This is a genomic window from Brevibacterium sp. ACRRH, assembly GCF_022346365.1.
Lineage (GTDB): Bacteria > Actinomycetota > Actinomycetes > Actinomycetales > Brevibacteriaceae > Brevibacterium > Brevibacterium paucivorans.
This window is the reverse complement of the sequence record NZ_JAKRMN010000001.1, coordinates 169405-185322: the sequence shown is the minus strand read 5'-3', so window position 1 is coordinate 185322 and position 15918 is coordinate 169405. Positions and strand designations below refer to the sequence as shown.

Here is a 15918-nt window from a genome sequence, read left to right as displayed (position 1 = left end):
TGAAAAATGAAACTTGACGCCCTGATCACGAACGCATCCGTGAAGACCCTGGACCCCAGTCGCCCGCAGGCTTCGACCATTGGGATTTACGACGGAAAAATCGTGGGTCTTGACGACGAGATTGCGGGGCTCACCGCCCATGAAAACGTCGATGCGCAGGGCGCATGCGTCACCCCCGGTTTCAACGACGCCCACTGTCACACCACGTGGTTTGGTCTGACTCTGGCCAGCGTGAACGTCGAGAAACTGGGCAGCATGGAAGATCTCTATGCAAAGGTCGAGCAGGCCGCGAAGAACACTCCCGAAGGCGAATGGATTAACGCAACCGGGTTCGCCCAACAGGACTACAACGACGAATACCCCAGCCTTGAGGTACTCGACCGCATCACCCACGGCCGCCCCCTCTTCATGCGCAAGGTATCCGGCCACGCAGCGATCGCCAACACGCGCGCTCTTGAGCTGGCCGGGATTCTTGACCCAGACTTTCAAGTGCCTGCCGGCGGAAAGGTGGTTCGTGACGACAACGGCAACCCCACTGGTTTGGTGGAGGAAACAGCTCAGTCGCTCATCCAGGACCTCATCCGCCCGTACAGCCAAGACGCGATCGTTGAAGCCTTGGACCTGGCCACCGCACAGTACGCAAAAGAAGGCATCACAAGTTTCGGCGAAGCTGGCATTGCCGCCGGATGGATTGGCCACTCCCCCGTCGAAGTCACCGCGTACATGCGCGCCCGCCGTGAAGGAAAGCTACGGGCCCGCGCCCAACTCATGCCCATGATCGAGGCACTTCACACCATCAACGCGCACCCATCAGACGACTACGGTGTTGGACTCGACCTCGGCGTGGTCACCGGCTTTGGTGACGACTGGATCAACATTGGACCCACCAAAGTGTTCATGGACGGTGCAATGAGCGGTGAGACCGCGGCACTGACCAAGAACTACCACGGCAAGGACCACCCTGGTTACCTGCAAGAAGACCCCGAGGTGTTACGGCAACAGATCCTCACCGCATACCAATCCGGGTGGTCACTGGCCGTCCACGCGATTGGCGACCTGGCATGCAATGAAGCCACCCGCTTTATCACCGAGGCCGTCGACAAGTTTGGGGCACCCGCCTCGGGCATCCCCAACCGAATCGAACACGCCGGCATGGTTGCCGACGAACTCATCCCCACCCTTGCGAAATACAACATCGCGGTCACCCCGCAGGCGGCGTTCGCAGATGCCATCGGAGACTCGATGAACACGTCCCTGGGAGATGAACGCGTGCGCTTGCTCTACCGCGCCAAATCCTTCATCGACGCCGGCGTCCTCGTCGCGGGAACCTCCGACCGGCCGTGCGCAGACGGAAACGCGATGCGCGGAATCCAGTCGTTCGTCGACCGTCGCACCAGATCAGGTGACGTGTTCGGATCTGAAGACGAATGCATCACGCCACAGCAAGCGCTCGAGGCGTACACCTCGGTCGCGGCAGAAGCCTCCGGACACGGGGACATCAAAGGCACGGTCACACCTGGCAAACTCGCCGACCTGGTGTTCCTCGACACGGACCCCACAGCCGTTGACCCCACGACCATCGCGCAGATTCCGGTGCGAGCCACCATGGTGGGTGGGGAGTTCACCCACCGGGAGCTGTAAGCGATGACCGGCCACTACCGCCCCTTGCCTTCACCGTTCGTCCCCGATCCACTCGCCCGCACAACCCACACTAAGGAGCCCACTATGGACCAGCAGTTTCTTGATGACTTCGACACCATGTCGTCGTTCGGCCAGACCCCTGCCGGAGGTGTGGACCGTGAAGCGATGACCGGCCCCGATGTTGAGCAACGCAACTGGTTGGGCACGTGGATGCGTGAGCGTGGTTTCACGGTGACCACCGACCGAATTGGCAACCAGTTTGGACTGGTCGAATGGACGCCAGGCGCACCTTATGTCCTGGTGGGTTCGCACATGGACTCACAGCCCCTAGGTGGAAAGTTCGACGGGGCGTACGGGGTTCTGGCAGGCGCACACGCCGTGTGGCGGATCCAAAAGGAAGTTGAGAAGAGCGGACGCACCCCTAAGTTCAACCTGGGCGTCGTCAACTGGTTTAACGAAGAAGGTTCACGGTTCCAGCCCTCCATGATGGGTTCCTCGGTTTTCACCGGAAAGATGGACGCCGACACCGCGCTAAAGGTCACCGACAGTGAAGGCGTATCCGTACATGAGGCTCTTGAAGCCGGCGGTTACCTGGGAAATGGTGAAGGGCCTGCCCCTGCCGCGTACGCGGAAATCCACATTGAACAGGGTCGCATCCTCGACGAGGAGGGCATCAACATTGGCTTGGTCGATGCCACGTGGGCGGCCCAGAAGTACCACTTCATTGTGCACGGCGAACAGGCGCACACCGGCTCAACCGTCATCGCTGACCGGCAGGACGCGCTCTTGGGTGCAGCACACCTCGTGGTGACCGCCCGAGAAATCGCTGACGAGTTCGGCATCCACACGTCCGTGGGCCAGCTGAATGTTCTCCCCAACTCCCCCGTTGTGGTTCCCCGTGAAGTTCGACTGCACATGGACATGCGTTCGCCCGACTCCGATCTTGTGAAGCGCGCCGACGAAAAACTGCACCAGAAGATCGCACAGATCGAAGAGCTAGCGCACGTCAAAATCGAGAAGGACACCGCGCACTCATGGGAACTGTTGCCGTATGACGAACGCGGAGTGGAATTGGCCCGAGGTGTCGCAGAAGAAATGGGGTTGAGTCACCGCAACATCATGACGGTTGCCGGCCACGACTCCACGAACATGAAAGACATGGTGCCCACCGTGATGCTGTTCGTGCCCAGTGTTGACGGGATCAGCCACAACGAAGGCGAGTACACAAAACCAGAGGACATGGTTGCCGGTGTCACCATGCTCACCGGGGTCCTGGACAAGCTGATTGAAGGCGCGTTGGGCACGCCTTCCCTTTAGAACCGCGCGTTCGTGATGACGTCCTCAAGAACGTCGAGCCCCTGGTTAAGTTCGTCCTCACTAATGTTGATCGGTGGAACAACGTGAATCCGGTTGAAGTTAACGAAAGGCAACACGCCTCCAGCCTTAATACCGCCCACGATCTGGTTCATCTCCGGTGATGACCCGCCATATGGCGCCAACGGTTCGCGCGTCTCTTGGTCCTTGACCAACTCGATGGCCCAGAACATACCCGCTCCACGCACATCTCCTACGTGAGCGGAATTCGCCATGATCTTTTCTAGACGCGGACGCACAACCTCTTCACCCATGGCACGTGCGTGTTCCAGCATCTGCTCATCACGCATAGCGTTGATGGTGGCAACGGCGGCAGCACATGCGAGCGGGTGCCCGGAGTACGTGAGCCCACCCGGATACGCGCGTTTACCAAAGGTTGCGTAAATGTCGTCACTCATGGCCACGCCACCCAGTGGCACATACCCGGAGTTCACTCCTTTAGCGAAGGTCACTAGGTCAGGCGTGATGCCGTAACGGTTAAAGGCGAACCATTCGCCTGCACGTCCGAACCCGGCCATCACCTCGTCCGCGATGTACATGATGCCGAACTCATCGCACAGCGCACGCACACCCTGCATGTACTCCACAGATGGGACCATGATGCCGGCAGTACCTGGGATGGATTCCAGAATGATCGCGGCAATGGTCGACGGCCCTTCCAGCTCAATCGTGCGACGCAGGTGCTGGAGAGCTCGGCTCGTTTCCTCTTCTTCAGTCTGAGCGTGAAATTCGGAGCGGTACAGGAACGGTCCAAAGAAGTGGATTGTGCCCTGGGCAGGCGCATCGTTCGGAACACGCCTAGGGTCACCAGTGACGTTGATCGCAAGGTTTGTGCCACCGTGGTAGCTGCGATACCGCGAAAGCACCTTGTGCTTACCCGTGTGCAGCCGGGCCATGCGGATCGCGTGTTCATTGGCGTCCGCACCTCCGTTGGTGAAGAACACGTGGTTGAGGGAATCTGGAAGCAGTTCCGAAATCAACCGTGCGGCTTCCGAACGGGCCGCGTTGACGTGCGCGGGGTTGATGGTGGTGAGCAGGTCTGCTTGATCCTTGATTGCCTGCACAACAGCAGGGTGTTGATGACCAATGTTCGTGTTGACCAGCTGGGAAGAAAAGTCCAGGAAGCTGTTGCCTTCCCCGTCCCACACGCGCGAACCAGAAGCGCGTGAAATCACCATGGGCGTAAGGGTCTGCTGGGCTGACCAACTGTGGAAAACATGCGCGCGATCCAGCTCATATGCACGTGCCGACTCCGCTTTTAACGCCGTGAGATCTTCATCATTGAAGTTCATGGAGTTTCCTTTCATCCGTTGCACCCTTTTACAGGATTGGAGCCAGGTTACGGGACGGCCGGCGCGCACCTCGGCCGCGCCCACACTTTGACCACACTGTGCGAAACTGGCACGTATGGACTTCGACGTTGACCTGTTAGACGGATTCCCCGTCACGTCATATACCACCGTGAAAGGTGATGCGACCGCAGAAATCGAGATTAAGAAGTCACGCTTCATTGGTCGCGTCGCCCACGTTGAAAGCGAACCCGCCGCCCGCGACATCATTGATCAGGAGAAGTCGAAGCACCCGAAAGCTCGGCACTGGTGTACCGCGTTTGTCCTGGACCCGGACGCGCGCACGCAACGGTGCAACGACGACGGGGAACCGTCAGGAACGGCGGGAACTCCCATGCTCGACGTGCTTACCGGAAACCAGCTCACTTACGTGGTTGCGGTGGTGACCAGGTATTTCGGTGGCACCCTGCTGGGAGCGGGAGGTTTGGTGCGCGCGTACGGGGCGGCCACCTCGGCGGCGTTGGAGGGGCTTACCCGGGTGACCCGCACGTTGGTCGTCCCGGTCACGGTGACCTTGGATTACGCCCAGGCCGAGGTGGCAAAGGCAAAGTGCGAACAGCACGGATGGGCGGTGATCGACGCGCAATATGCGCAAGCAGTGACGCTGACGTTAGGGGTTGCGCCTGCCCATATTGATGAGATGGGCGCGGTGTTAGCCGACATTTCTGCCGGTCAGGCGCATGCGGTGGCCGGCGAACCGACGTACGCGTAAGCGGGGATTCTTAGCTGCGTGGCTGGTTAGTCGAGGGCTGCGATCCGGTCGACGCGGGCGTCGGTGATCATGATGAGGTCGGTGGGGCGGATTTCGATTTCCAAACCACGCTTGCCTGCGGACACGAAAATTGTTTCGTGGTCATGCGCCGAGTGGTCGATAACAACTGGGCACGAATTCCGTTGTCCAAATGGACTGATACCGCCTGTGGGGTATCCGGTGCGACGCTCGCTGGTTGCGATTCCAGCGAGCTGAGCTTTTTTGCCTCCGGTAGCCTGCGCGAGAAGTTTCAGATCCAGCTGGCCTGAGACTGGGACCAAAGCTGAAAACGGTTCGCCATCGACCATGATGATGAGGGTTTTGAAAACGCGCCCGGATTCCACACCCAGTTTTTGTGCCGCTTCAGTACCGTAGCGTCGCACATGTGGGTCGTGTTCAAATTCGTGCACTTGGTACTCAACTCCAGCGAGGTTGAGAACCCGAAGTGCTGGAGTGGCGGTCGTGTGCGATCGAGATGCAATCGACATGTGCGCTGGTACGCCTCCCTGCTCACCGGTTCGAACGCGAAGTTCGTGATTAAAGCTATCCAAGCAACCATAAACGAACGAGTCGGCAAGGAGCCAATTGTAAAGCCCGGATCACGTATTTTTGCAGACTAGGCGGATTTATCTTCAGGGAGCCTGAGAGCGCGTGGTGGCTTTAACCCCACCCCAGTTCGTGCAGGCGTTCGTCGTCGATTCCGTAGTGGTGCGCGATTTCGTGGACGATCGTGATGTAGATCTGTTCGCGCAGATCTTCTTCGTCAAGCGCGAAGTCAACGAGTTGTTCCTTAAACAGTGTGACGGTATCCGGTGGAACGAACCCATAGTCAGTACCACGCTCCGTGAGCGCGATTCCGTCGTAGACGCCCAACATGGGCGGTTCCCCTTCTGGGGATGTATCCTCAACAAAGATGACCACATTGTCCATGTGCGCCTTCAACTCTTGAGGCATGAGTTCAAGCGCTTCCTCTACGAGCGCGTCGAAGTCCTCATCACTGATCTGTTCCACGCTTGAATCCTACGGAGTTTCACGGTCGAAAAGGCCGGTTTTGTTGTGCTCGCGTCGCTGTTTTATGCGGGGTGTTTCAGATCACTCCCTGCTCGTTTTGCATTGTGCACCACTTTCAGGCTAAGCTATCCAAGGTCCGAAAGACACCAGGTCGCAATCACGGTTGCGCGAGGTCGAATCGGCAGGCCCCCATCGTCTAGCGGCCTAGGACACCGCCCTTTCACGGCGGCGGCACGGGTTCAAATCCCGTTGGGGGTACGCAGTGGAAACACTCCATGCATATCAGGCCCTGTGGCGCAGTTGGTTAGCGCGCCGCCCTGTCACGGCGGAGGTCGCGGGTTCGAGTCCCGTCAGGGTCGCGGAGCAACTTGGCTCTTCTGAAAAGAAGAGCCTTTGTTCTATGGTTAGCTAAGCGACCATGGCTCTGTAGCTCAGTTGGTAGAGCGTTCGACTGAAAATCGAAAGGTCACCGGATCGACGCCGGTCGGAGCCACAACATGAAGAGGCCTTGTTACCCAGCATGACCTGGGAAAACGAGGCCTCTTAACTTTTGCCACGGCTCCGAGCCCCACCCCTTGATAGTGTGACTTACAACAAAGTGGATGCCCATCCCCCTCAGGAGTCCCCATGCGAAAACTGTTCGCTGCTATCGCTGTCGCTCTGTGCGCTGTATTGAGTGTTTCCGCTTGCACCAGCAAGGACGCCGGATCCAACTCCAGCGGTAACAACGAACAGCCAGCTCCTGGCGCTCCGAACCCGGACGCAACACCGGGCATCCAGAACATCGACGGGTATAAGACGGACGCGCGTTTGGGAGACGGGCTGGCTCACTTCGACCTTCAACTACCCTGGTCAAACGGAGGGCCCGAGTACATCACGAAAGGACGCTTCCAGGTCCTCTCCCTAGACCGTAAGGGCGACAACGTGCGTATGGTCGCGGCATGGCTCGAACCAGAGTCGGGCCCATTCATGGGTTCCCGTGCTCTGGCAAGTGGCATGGACGCTCTTAACTATTCGCCCACCACCAAGCTTTGGGACCCTCAGACCAACGAGATCATCTCCCCGCTTCAGCTCAACGATGAATCGAACAGGGACAAGTGCCACTGTTCAGGCATTCACTCTCGTTCCAGCGATGTTCCCACCACAAAGGAACGCGTCGAACTCTTCTGGGTCGACTTCCCAGCACCAGCAAACAAAGAAGTCCGGGTTATCCCCAGTGAGTGGAGTGGCCCCATCGACCAACCCGTCACCATCACCGACAACCAACCGTTTACCAACCCGGCCCCAGACATTGCCACATTTGCTGACAATGAGGACCCTGCCGACGAATACGGCTCACCAGAAGCCAAGCGATACATCGACAAACTCCAGGACAAAACAGAATCTTTACTAGGTTCATCGACAAGCACAGCCGATGCAACTACCGCACTGAACATCACCGCCGACGTCCTCTTTGACTTCGACAAATCCGACATTAACGACAAGGGTCATAAAGTCCTTGGCAACGTGGCCAAGACTCTCAACCAACAGGCCACCGGCCAGACTGTAAAGATCGTCGGGCACACCGACGCAAAAGGCGACGAAAACTACAACAAGAAGCTTTCCGAAGACCGCGCACAAGCAGTTCAAAAAGAGCTCCAGCCTCAGCTCACGAACGTACAGCTCGAAACCGAAGGTCGTGGCGAAACACAACCCATCGCAAAGAACTTCGACAGTCAAGGACACGACCTCAAAGCCAACCAGGCCAAAAACCGGCGCGTCAGCTTCGAGTTTAAACCCACCGATACTAACGACCTTCAAGTCGACACCGGGCAACGCACTAAGGACGTACCCAAGGTCAAAAGCATCACTCCACCCGACGGGGCACTTGCTTCAGCAGAATTCCTCCTACCCGAGAGCCACGACAACCCCATCCGTATCGACATCAACAAAGTCGCCGAAAAGGACGGCTATGTCCGCATCGACTATGGCTTCTCGGTCACCGGCAACACACCCAACTTTTCCTACTTCAACGGAGTGCCCGGAAATACCGAGTTCCAGTTCGGGCTCAACGACTTCACCGGCGATCTCGCCCCGTCCAGCGGATACGTCTCCCTCATCGATTCCAACAACATCATGCACTTCTCACCGCAAGTTGCCGGGCGCGGATGCCTGTGTACTGAAGCGACCGGCACCGACCGCACCGGTTACTCCACGCCAGCGCCCATGTACGGATACTTCCCCAAAAAACTGCTCGACGAAGGAAAGGTCACACTCCGTATTGGCGACTCCGGAAAGTGGGACATCGACCTGAAAGACCTCGAAGCCCGCTCAAAGTAACAGACCCCACCTCAACGGGACCCTCCCACAGAACATAGCCAAGCCTTTCCTCGCTAGAACACCCACACCTCGGGCGCATACAGTGGGCATATGGCAGAGATCAAGGACAACGGGCCTAACCCGTACGCAGTCAACATTGAAGAAGTCACCCTAGAAAACGAAAACTTCCGCACTGCCCTGTGGACCGGCGAAGAATTCCAGGTCACGCTCATGGAAATTCCCGTCGGTGGCGACGTAGGACTGGAAGTCCACACCGAAAACGACCAGTTCCTGCGCCTCGAACAGGGCAAGGGACTCGCAAAGATGGGCCCCGCCAAGGACAACTTCACGTTTGAACAGGAAGTGTCAGCCGACTGGGCCGTCATCGTCCCTAAGGGTGTGTGGCACAACATCGTCAACATCGGCGACGAGCCCATGAAGCTGTACAGCATCTACGCGCCTGCCCACCACCCGCACGGCACGGTGCACAAGACGCAAGCAGAAGCAGAAGAAGCTGAAGCCCACGAACACTGAGTTACGCCTGACACCCAGGTAACCGGTTTCTAACCCGCCGAGGTCGTTCCCACCTTGCGCTGTCAAGGAGGGAACGACCTCGGGCATGTTTTCTGCCACCACCCGCCAGACGAGGACAACGACTGTGAGCACAACCGACAAACTGTATTCAGCACTCATGAAACGTGACGCTGAAGCGGACATGCCTGCACGTGAACGCTCACAGGTCGCATCGAACGGGCTCAAGCTCATCACGGCCAACGCCCTGCAGTCCTCCGGCGACCAAACGGTCAACGCCTCCACGGTGCTCCCGTGGCTATTCTCAGCCTTGGGCGTGCCACCGGCGCTGGCGGGGCTTCTGGTCCCGATTCGCGAGTCCGGCTCGATGCTTCCGCAAGCAGCACTCACTCCCCTGGTGGTGAAGGCGCGCTACCGCAAACACGTGTTCATTGCCGGAGCGCTCACGCAGGCTGCCTCGGTGGCGGTGATGACGGGTGTTACCGTTTTCGCATCTGGGCTTGCAGCCGGGCTCACCATCATTGCCGCACTGGCCGTTTTTGCCGGTGGCCGGTGCTTGTGCTCGATCGCATCTAAGGACGTGCAAGGTCGCACGATCCCCAAAGGCGAGCGCGGCCAGATCAACGGTTTAGCCACCACTGTCGCCGGGTTCGTGGCGATCACCTTGGGGCTAGCGATTCGTGTGTGGGGTGGCGACGAGCTCACACCGCAAACACTTGCGTGGATTCTGGGCTTAGGGGCGGCCCTGTGGGTGGCAGTAGCCGCCGTGTACATCACCATCGATGAACCAAGCGATGCAGAGTCATCAAAGCCCGCTTCCGCAAAGTCAACACAGAGCGCCGACAAACCAAACTGGCTCAAAGAAACGATCGACCTGTTACGAACCGACCGGCTGTTTCGCCATTTCGTCACGGTACGCTCACTGCTCCTTGTTTCCTCCCTGAGCCCACCGTTCGTCGTCATGCTTTCTGTCCAATCGGGCGCATCGGGCCTTACTGGTCTAGGCGGGTTCGTCATCGCGTCTGGACTGGCTTCGCTTGTGGGCGGCCGGTTTTTCGGCCGATTTGCCGACGCATCAAGCAAACGGCTCATGAACATAGGCGCGGCAGTCGCGTCCACCATCATCGTGGCCACGATCCTCATCGCGTCCATCCCTGTCCTGAAAGATCAGCACACGCTCATCAGCGTGGTGTTCGTGGTGGCATATTTCCTCATCACCCTCATGCACACAGGCATCCGTGTGGGACGTAAAACATATGTGGTGGATATAGCTGAAGGCGACATGCGCACAACTTACGTGGCGGTGTCCAACTCGGCCATGGGATTCATGCTGCTGATCGTGGGTGGAATCAGTTCCGCACTAGCCACAATCCACGTGTTCTATGCGCTAGGTTTCCTCGCGGTTATGGGGTTGGTGGGCGTCTTTACCGGGGCCAAACTGCCCGATGTTTCGCGCAAACAATAGGCCCACAACGCTGCCAGACCACTCCCCCGGCCGTACGCGTTTCTCACTGCGACACACTATTGCATCACTCCAGCGTGTGACTTATATTACAAACAGGTCAGTAAACAGTGACTAACTGAAACAACACTCACGCGTTGCACGCAAAGGAGCGCCAATGACGTCGGCCCAACTCTCCTACTCCTCCGGACCTTCATCAGCACCCCTCTTGGGTGACACGATCGACGGGCACTTCCAAAAACTGGTCGCCTCAAACCCACAGGCCATTGCCCTGATCGACCACCCAACGGGGCGCACATACACATACGAGCAGCTCAACGAACAAGCCAACTTCTTGGCATACGGGCTGATCGAGCGTGGCATCAAGAAGGGCGACCGCGTAGGAATCTGGGCCCAGAACCTCCCCGAATGGGTCATCGTCATGTATGCATGCGCCAAACTGGGCGCAATCCTGGTCAACATCAACCCGGCATACCGTGCCCACGAACTTGAATACGTGGTCAAACAGTCCGGCATGACCATGCTCATCAGCCAAATCTCGGCACCCCCACACTCCGACTTCGTGGCCATTGCCCGGGAAGTCAACACCCAGGTGCCCAACCTCCAACTCGTCTACATCGACACGCCAAACCCCAACCACAACCCGGAAGCCACCTCGGAACCCACCCCACACACCCACACCGAACACACCCTCAACCCCACAGAACTCCTTTCCACCCTGCTGACGCGAGGCAATGAACTCGCGCAGACCTCGGGCGCCAAAATGGCCCAGCGCCTCGAAGCGATCTCCCACGAACTCAACGCCGACGACCCCATCAACCTGCAGTACGCCTCGGGAACTACCGGGTTCCCCAAAGGCGTGACTCTGACCCACCACAACCTGCTGAACAACGGGTACTTCATTGGCGAGCTACTCAGCTACACGCCGGCCGACCGCGTGTGCCTCCCCGTGCCGTTCTTCCACTGCTTTGGCATGGTGATTGGGATCCTCGCGGCCTACTCGCACGGCTCCACCGCAATCATCCCCAACCCCGGTTTCAACCCGCAGAAGACCCTGGAGGCCGTCACCGCCCACAAGGCAACTTCGCTGTACGGCGTGCCGACCATGTTCATCGCGGAACTGGAGTTGGAGAACTTTGGCCAGTACGACCTCGGCACTCTGCGCACGGGCGTCATGGCCGGCTCCACGTGCCCAGTGGAGGTCATGAACAAGGTCATTGATCGGATGAATATGGCCGAGGTGGCAATCTGTTACGGAATGACCGAAACTTCCCCTGTGTCCACCATGACGCGTGCAGACGATTCGATTGAGCGTCGCACGCAGACGGTGGGCCGGGTCATGCCTCAAGTCGAGGTGAAGGTCGCTGACCCTGTCACCGGACTGCCGTTGCCACGTGGGCAGAAAGGCGAACTGTGTACGCGCGGGTACTCGGTGATGCGCGGTTACTGGAACGAACCAGACAAGACTGCTGAAGCGATTGACGACGCAGGCTGGATGCACACGGGCGACCTCGCCATCATGGACGCAGACGGCTACCTGGACATCTCCGGCCGCATTAAGGACATGGTGATTCGCGGTGGCGAAAACATTTACCCGCGTGAGATCGAGGAGTTCCTCTACACGCACCCCGCTATTCGGGACGTGCAGGTGGTGGGTGTGCCCGACTCCACGTACGGCGAGGAGCTTCTTGCATGGGTGATCTTGCGAGACCCCAATGGCACTCTGACCGCCGAGGACGTTAAGGCTTTCGCTCAAGGGAAACTCGCGCACTACAAGATTCCGCGGTATGTGGAAGTGCGCACAGACTTCCCCATGACGGTGTCCGGCAAGATCCGCAAAGTGGAGTTGCGCGCCGAGGGCGCGCAACTCATTGAGGGTAAGTAACGCTCGGCGGCGCCTTGGGATTGGCCAGGGCGCCCCGGGTGGGTTAGCAGCGCAACGACACCCCGGGCGGGTTAGCGGCGCTGCCCGTTGTTAGCGGGCACCGTCGCTGGCGCAGGTGCCGGTGCGGGGGCTGCCACACGCGCAATGTTGTTCGCGGTGTTGAACACTTTTTGCACGTAGTCGTCTGAGTTGTTGTATGAGCGAATTGTCTTGTCCCAGCCGACCGACGTGCCCATGTTCCCTGATTTACACAGGTATGCCACTGCGGTCACGGTAGCGTCGTCGATGTTGTTGGGGTCGGCGCGCTTGTCACCATTTCCGTCCTTGGCCATGCTGCGCCAGGTCTGTGGCAAGAACTGCATAGGCCCAACAGCGCGGTCGAATTCGGTGTCACCGTCGAGGCTCCCGTTGTCCGTGTCCTCGATCCGCTTGAATCCCTGACCGTTCAGCTGGGGGCCCAAAATGTCCTTGTCGGCGTTGCCGTCATCTTTAATCTTGGCTCCGCCCAAGCGACCGTGGTTGGACTCAACCGCACCGATCGCGGCCAGCGTGTTCCAGTTGAGGTTACACGAAGGATACTGGCGCTTACCCCACAGAGAAGCCCCAACATAGGCCTGCAGAACGCGACGCGGGATGTTGGTTTTCTTCGATGTTTCGTCGAGCCAGTCCAGCGACAGGTTTGCTTTAGCAACAGCTGCGGGGTCCGCTGTTGGTGTCGCAGTTGGGTCATCACCGGATTCGCCCAGCGAATCCGCAGTTGGCACAGGCGCAGGGTCTGGGGCTTGCGGTGACGCAGCCTGACTGCTCTCGGGCTGGAGGGACAGCTTGGTGATCACAACACCGGATCCCACCAGGAGGCCCAGAGCCAGGAGTCCCGCTAACGCAACGAACACTTTCGAGCCGGTGCCCATCAGTACCTCCTGCTGTTCAGTACGACCATGACGATGAAGCCAATCAGAATGGCGGCAAGAACGATTCCTGCGATGGAAATGGTCCACCACTCGTCGCCCAGTTGCCCTTTCACCTGGTCAATGTTCTTCTCGTGAGGCTTTGCCTCGGTCTGTTCAGTCTCATCGTCAGATGGCTGGAGCAGGTTCTGCTGCACAGCACTTCCGGCACACGAGCTCAAGATGTTTGAGGTGACCAGCGACCGGGCAGTGTCTACCGTGTCACCCACGGCGAACTTCATTTTGTAGCCCTTTGAGCCCACCTTGATTTCAAGCTCATATTCGCCCACCTTGTTGAAACCAAACGTGAGCGCACCGCTTTCACCTGGAGCCAGTTTTCCGGTGTCGCCGTCACTGAGTCCAGGCCCGTCACTCTCGGGTCCGAACACAATCGCGTCACCCGGTCCGCTGATCTGGTGCATGCTGATTTCGACTTCGTCCTTACTTGCCGAGGTGTTCCACTCGAAGGACGGGGCGCTGGCACCAGCCCCACCGGTTGCCCAGTAGGTTCCCTGCGGGTCCACGAAGTCGGCAATTCCGGCCTGTGCGGTACGGGTTGCGGATTGGGAGACCACCGAGGTCGAATCAGCTGGGACCGACCGGTTACCCTTGCGGTTGCTCACCTTGATGTCATCTGCAACATGGAAGATGAAGTTTCCAGAGCGGAGCTGCTGCTGGCCCTTGATATCAGCCGGGCACATTTTCACGCCGGATGGCGCGCGCACGATCTTGACGTTGGGGTCCGCTGTGGGTGTTGCCGAGGCCCCGTTTGTGGCGCCATCGGTTGCGCCGTCCGTGGCTCCATCCGTCGCTTCGTCTGTTGCTTCGTCTCCAGACTCGACCGTTGCGGACTCCGTTGGTTCTGGCGTTTCTTTCGCCTTGGTTGGCGTGGATGTCGCAGTTGGAGTCGCCGAGGTCGTCGGAGTTTCCGTTGCCTTAGGCGTGGGCTTCTCTTCCTTCACGAACGGTGCTGTGATGGGGAATCGAAGTCCCGAGTTATTAAACAGTGCGGACTGTTTGCAGTTGACCGTCGCTGGGTCGGCTCCACCTACTACGAACTTAAGGATGTCGTGAAAGTCCGTCCATTCGTCTGAGGCGCCTTCTTTGGTCATGGAACGGGTTCCGTACCCTACGCAGTACACGCCAGGTTTGCTGAACTTCCAGGTTGCGAATAGGTCACGTGATGCGTTGGTGCGGTGGCGCACCTTGCTGACCGTGTTGCGCCGAAGTTCGAGCGACCCGGCCCATTCTTTAGGTTCAGCGGGCTTGTTGCCCGGCTTATCGCTACGTTTGGGTTCGTCTTTGACTGGCTTCTTGGTGTGAGGGTTGACCGTACCGTTGCGGTAGTGAGCTGTTGCACCTTCAGGCGCGTCGATGAGGTTGAACTGGAACTGTTGCATCGCCGCGTCTCCACTGAAGGAGAAGCCCAAGTCGCTCGTGTCCTTTTCGACCTCGTAGTACCGTTCTTCGGTCGTGGAATCGGCTTTGTCCGCTGGGTCCAGTGGCAACATGTGGGCACCAGCTTCACTTGGACGTGGGGTGTTCGTGGCGTCGCAGTCGACAGTGATCTCCTGGGCTGCCTTCTTCCAATCTTTCCCAACCGCAATAGTCAAATTGCTCGTTTTCTGGGTCAGGGTGGGGGCCGTGGCGGGGAACGAGTTACCCAACTGGAATGTTTCACGTACATGCGAAACCGTCACAGCCACGCAAAACACTGAAACGTCAAGGTCATCTAGATCTTGTGATTCTGGGGCTGTTTCAGTACCAGGCGTTTCCGCATCATTAGGCGTTTCCTGTTCGCCTGGCGCGGGGGTTTCGCTTGGCGTGGGGTCGTTGCTCACCGGACCGGTTGGCGTTTCGGTCGGCGTGGCTTGTTCTTCGGTGGGAGCAACGGTTCCGCCTGGCACGGGGTGTTGTGAGGGAGTTGCGGAGGCGTTTGCGCTGGGTTGCTCACTTTGGGTGGGGGTTTGTTCAGGTGTGGCCGAGGTCGTTGGCGTTGGTGTGGTTTCAGGAGTTTCCGTGAGGTCGTCTACCTGTGTGAGTTCCCACGAGAGTGGGTATTCATGGTCGACGTCGAAGGCGCGGGAGGCATTTGAGCTGATGGGCGAGTAGGTAGACACCTTACGCTCGGTTGCACTCGAGGTGATGTCCACACGCACACCGGCCTTCTTCTCACCGTTAGGCTTCACGACTTTGGCGCCTGTGACGGACACGCTCACTGGCTGGTCCTGGGGTGTGAGGTCGTGGGGGCGAATAACGGAGTTAAACGTCCCATCCTCAGCGCCAATAATGACGTCATTTGTGGGCAAGACCTTGTCCTGGCCACGCGGGTCATCGATAGTAAGGCCGTCCTCGCCGACCCTCAATGAGGGCCGGTCGAGGAGCTTGCGGTCCTTTGCACTGGCCGCCGGTTGCGCGTCCGACCGTTCGTTAGAAACGATCGTGGGCGCCGCCTCGACAAAGTGTCCAGGCATGATGACTAGTGCAAGTACCGCGGCCGCTACTGTGGGGATTGCGCCGGGCACTCGCGGACTGCGTAACATCCGCACGAGTATTCTCCTGAGGGGGTATGTGCCTTTATTGGCCAAAACTGAGTAGACCATATAAAAGTTAACACACAGAAAACTCGCCGTTACGTCTAAACGTCCGTTAAGCTCCCCACCTGCGGT

The 15918-nt window shown here is 58.6% G+C and carries 12 protein-coding genes and 3 tRNA genes; 10 read left to right on the top strand and 5 right to left on the bottom strand.

The features are described from left to right. The first annotated feature begins 6 nt into the window (after positions 1-6). Positions 7-1641: an amidohydrolase gene (locus MHX53_RS00835; RefSeq protein ID WP_239270905.1), complete on the top strand. Its 1635-nt coding sequence runs from the start codon at positions 7-9 to the stop codon at positions 1639-1641. A gap of 84 nt (positions 1642-1725) precedes the next feature. Further along, on the top strand, positions 1726-2958 hold the full coding sequence (locus MHX53_RS00830; protein ID WP_239270904.1) for a M20 family metallo-hydrolase: 1233 nt from the start codon (positions 1726-1728) through the stop codon (positions 2956-2958). Here MHX53_RS00830 and MHX53_RS00825 read toward each other — a convergent pair. After that, positions 2955-4307, bottom strand: a complete 1353-nt coding sequence (locus MHX53_RS00825; RefSeq protein ID WP_239270903.1) for an aspartate aminotransferase family protein — start codon at positions 4305-4307, stop codon at positions 2955-2957. The two genes, MHX53_RS00830 and MHX53_RS00825, sit on opposite strands and share 4 nt — an antisense overlap. Positions 4308-4422: 115 nt before the next feature. Between MHX53_RS00825 and MHX53_RS00820 the strand changes: the two genes are divergently transcribed. Further along, positions 4423-5076 (top strand): YigZ family protein, encoded by a 654-nt coding sequence (locus MHX53_RS00820; protein ID WP_239270902.1) that lies wholly within the window; start codon positions 4423-4425, stop codon positions 5074-5076. A gap of 26 nt (positions 5077-5102) precedes the next feature. Here the strand turns inward: MHX53_RS00820 and ybaK are convergent, their stop codons facing one another. Together ybaK and MHX53_RS00810 are read right to left on the bottom strand one after the other, a co-directional pair. Then, entirely contained in the window at positions 5103-5603 is a 501-nt protein-coding gene (ybaK, locus tag MHX53_RS00815; RefSeq protein WP_102238992.1) for a Cys-tRNA(Pro) deacylase, read from the bottom strand. A 172-nt stretch (positions 5604-5775) separates the two neighbouring features. Next, positions 5776-6126: a metallopeptidase family protein gene (locus tag MHX53_RS00810; RefSeq protein WP_239270901.1), complete on the bottom strand. Its 351-nt coding sequence runs from the start codon at positions 6124-6126 to the stop codon at positions 5776-5778. Positions 6127-6311: 185 nt separating this feature from the next. Between MHX53_RS00810 and MHX53_RS00805 the strand changes: the two genes are divergently transcribed. The 7 genes from MHX53_RS00805 (at position 6312) to MHX53_RS00775 (ending at position 12302) form a co-directional block, all read left to right on the top strand. Next, positions 6312-6384 (top strand) — tRNA-Glu (locus MHX53_RS00805). 27 nt (positions 6385-6411) lie between these two features. After that, positions 6412-6485 (top strand) — tRNA-Asp (locus MHX53_RS00800). A gap of 61 nt (positions 6486-6546) precedes the next feature. Then, positions 6547-6619 (top strand) — tRNA-Phe (locus MHX53_RS00795). A gap of 134 nt (positions 6620-6753) precedes the next feature. Continuing rightward, a complete protein-coding gene (locus MHX53_RS00790; RefSeq protein ID WP_239270900.1) occupies positions 6754-8445 on the top strand; it encodes an OmpA family protein in 1692 nt (563 codons plus the stop codon). Positions 8446-8535: 90 nt separating this feature from the next. Next, entirely contained in the window at positions 8536-8958 is a 423-nt protein-coding gene (locus MHX53_RS00785) for a cupin domain-containing protein (RefSeq protein WP_204514977.1), read from the top strand. Positions 8959-9082: 124 nt separating this feature from the next. Then, entirely contained in the window at positions 9083-10420 is a 1338-nt protein-coding gene (locus MHX53_RS00780; RefSeq protein WP_239270899.1) for an MFS transporter, read from the top strand. Positions 10421-10574: 154 nt separating this feature from the next. Then, complete coding sequence (locus MHX53_RS00775) at positions 10575-12302, top strand: AMP-binding protein (protein WP_239270898.1); 1728 nt, start codon at positions 10575-10577, stop codon at positions 12300-12302. A 71-nt stretch (positions 12303-12373) separates the two neighbouring features. Here MHX53_RS00775 and MHX53_RS00770 read toward each other — a convergent pair whose 3' ends face one another. Both MHX53_RS00770 and MHX53_RS00765 read right to left on the bottom strand, forming a co-directional pair. After that, entirely contained in the window at positions 12374-13213 is an 840-nt protein-coding gene (locus MHX53_RS00770; RefSeq protein WP_239270897.1) for a lytic murein transglycosylase, read from the bottom strand. Further along, on the bottom strand, positions 13213-15798 hold the full coding sequence (locus tag MHX53_RS00765) for a hypothetical protein (protein WP_239270896.1): 2586 nt from the start codon (positions 15796-15798) through the stop codon (positions 13213-13215). The genes MHX53_RS00770 and MHX53_RS00765 overlap by 1 nt, the downstream gene beginning before the upstream one ends. Positions 15799-15918: the final 120 nt, after the last annotated feature.

Bases quoted from the DNA above. Each gene is read 5' to 3' on its own strand.
- MHX53_RS00835 (WP_239270905.1), top strand. From the start codon at position 7: ATGAAACTTGACGCCCTGATCACGAACGCATCCGTGAAGACCCTGGAC.
- MHX53_RS00830 (WP_239270904.1), top strand. From the start codon at position 1,726: ATGGACCAGCAGTTTCTTGATGACTTCGACACCATGTCGTCGTTCGGC.
- MHX53_RS00825 (WP_239270903.1), bottom strand. From the start codon at position 4,307: ATGAACTTCAATGATGAAGATCTCACGGCGTTAAAAGCGGAGTCGGCA.
- MHX53_RS00820 (WP_239270902.1), top strand. From the start codon at position 4,423: ATGGACTTCGACGTTGACCTGTTAGACGGATTCCCCGTCACGTCATAT.
- ybaK (WP_102238992.1), bottom strand. From the start codon at position 5,603: ATGTCGATTGCATCTCGATCGCACACGACCGCCACTCCAGCACTTCGG.
- MHX53_RS00790 (WP_239270900.1), top strand. From the start codon at position 6,754: ATGCGAAAACTGTTCGCTGCTATCGCTGTCGCTCTGTGCGCTGTATTG.
- MHX53_RS00785 (WP_204514977.1), top strand. From the start codon at position 8,536: ATGGCAGAGATCAAGGACAACGGGCCTAACCCGTACGCAGTCAACATT.
- MHX53_RS00775 (WP_239270898.1), top strand. From the start codon at position 10,575: ATGACGTCGGCCCAACTCTCCTACTCCTCCGGACCTTCATCAGCACCC.
- MHX53_RS00770 (WP_239270897.1), bottom strand. From the start codon at position 13,213: ATGGGCACCGGCTCGAAAGTGTTCGTTGCGTTAGCGGGACTCCTGGCT.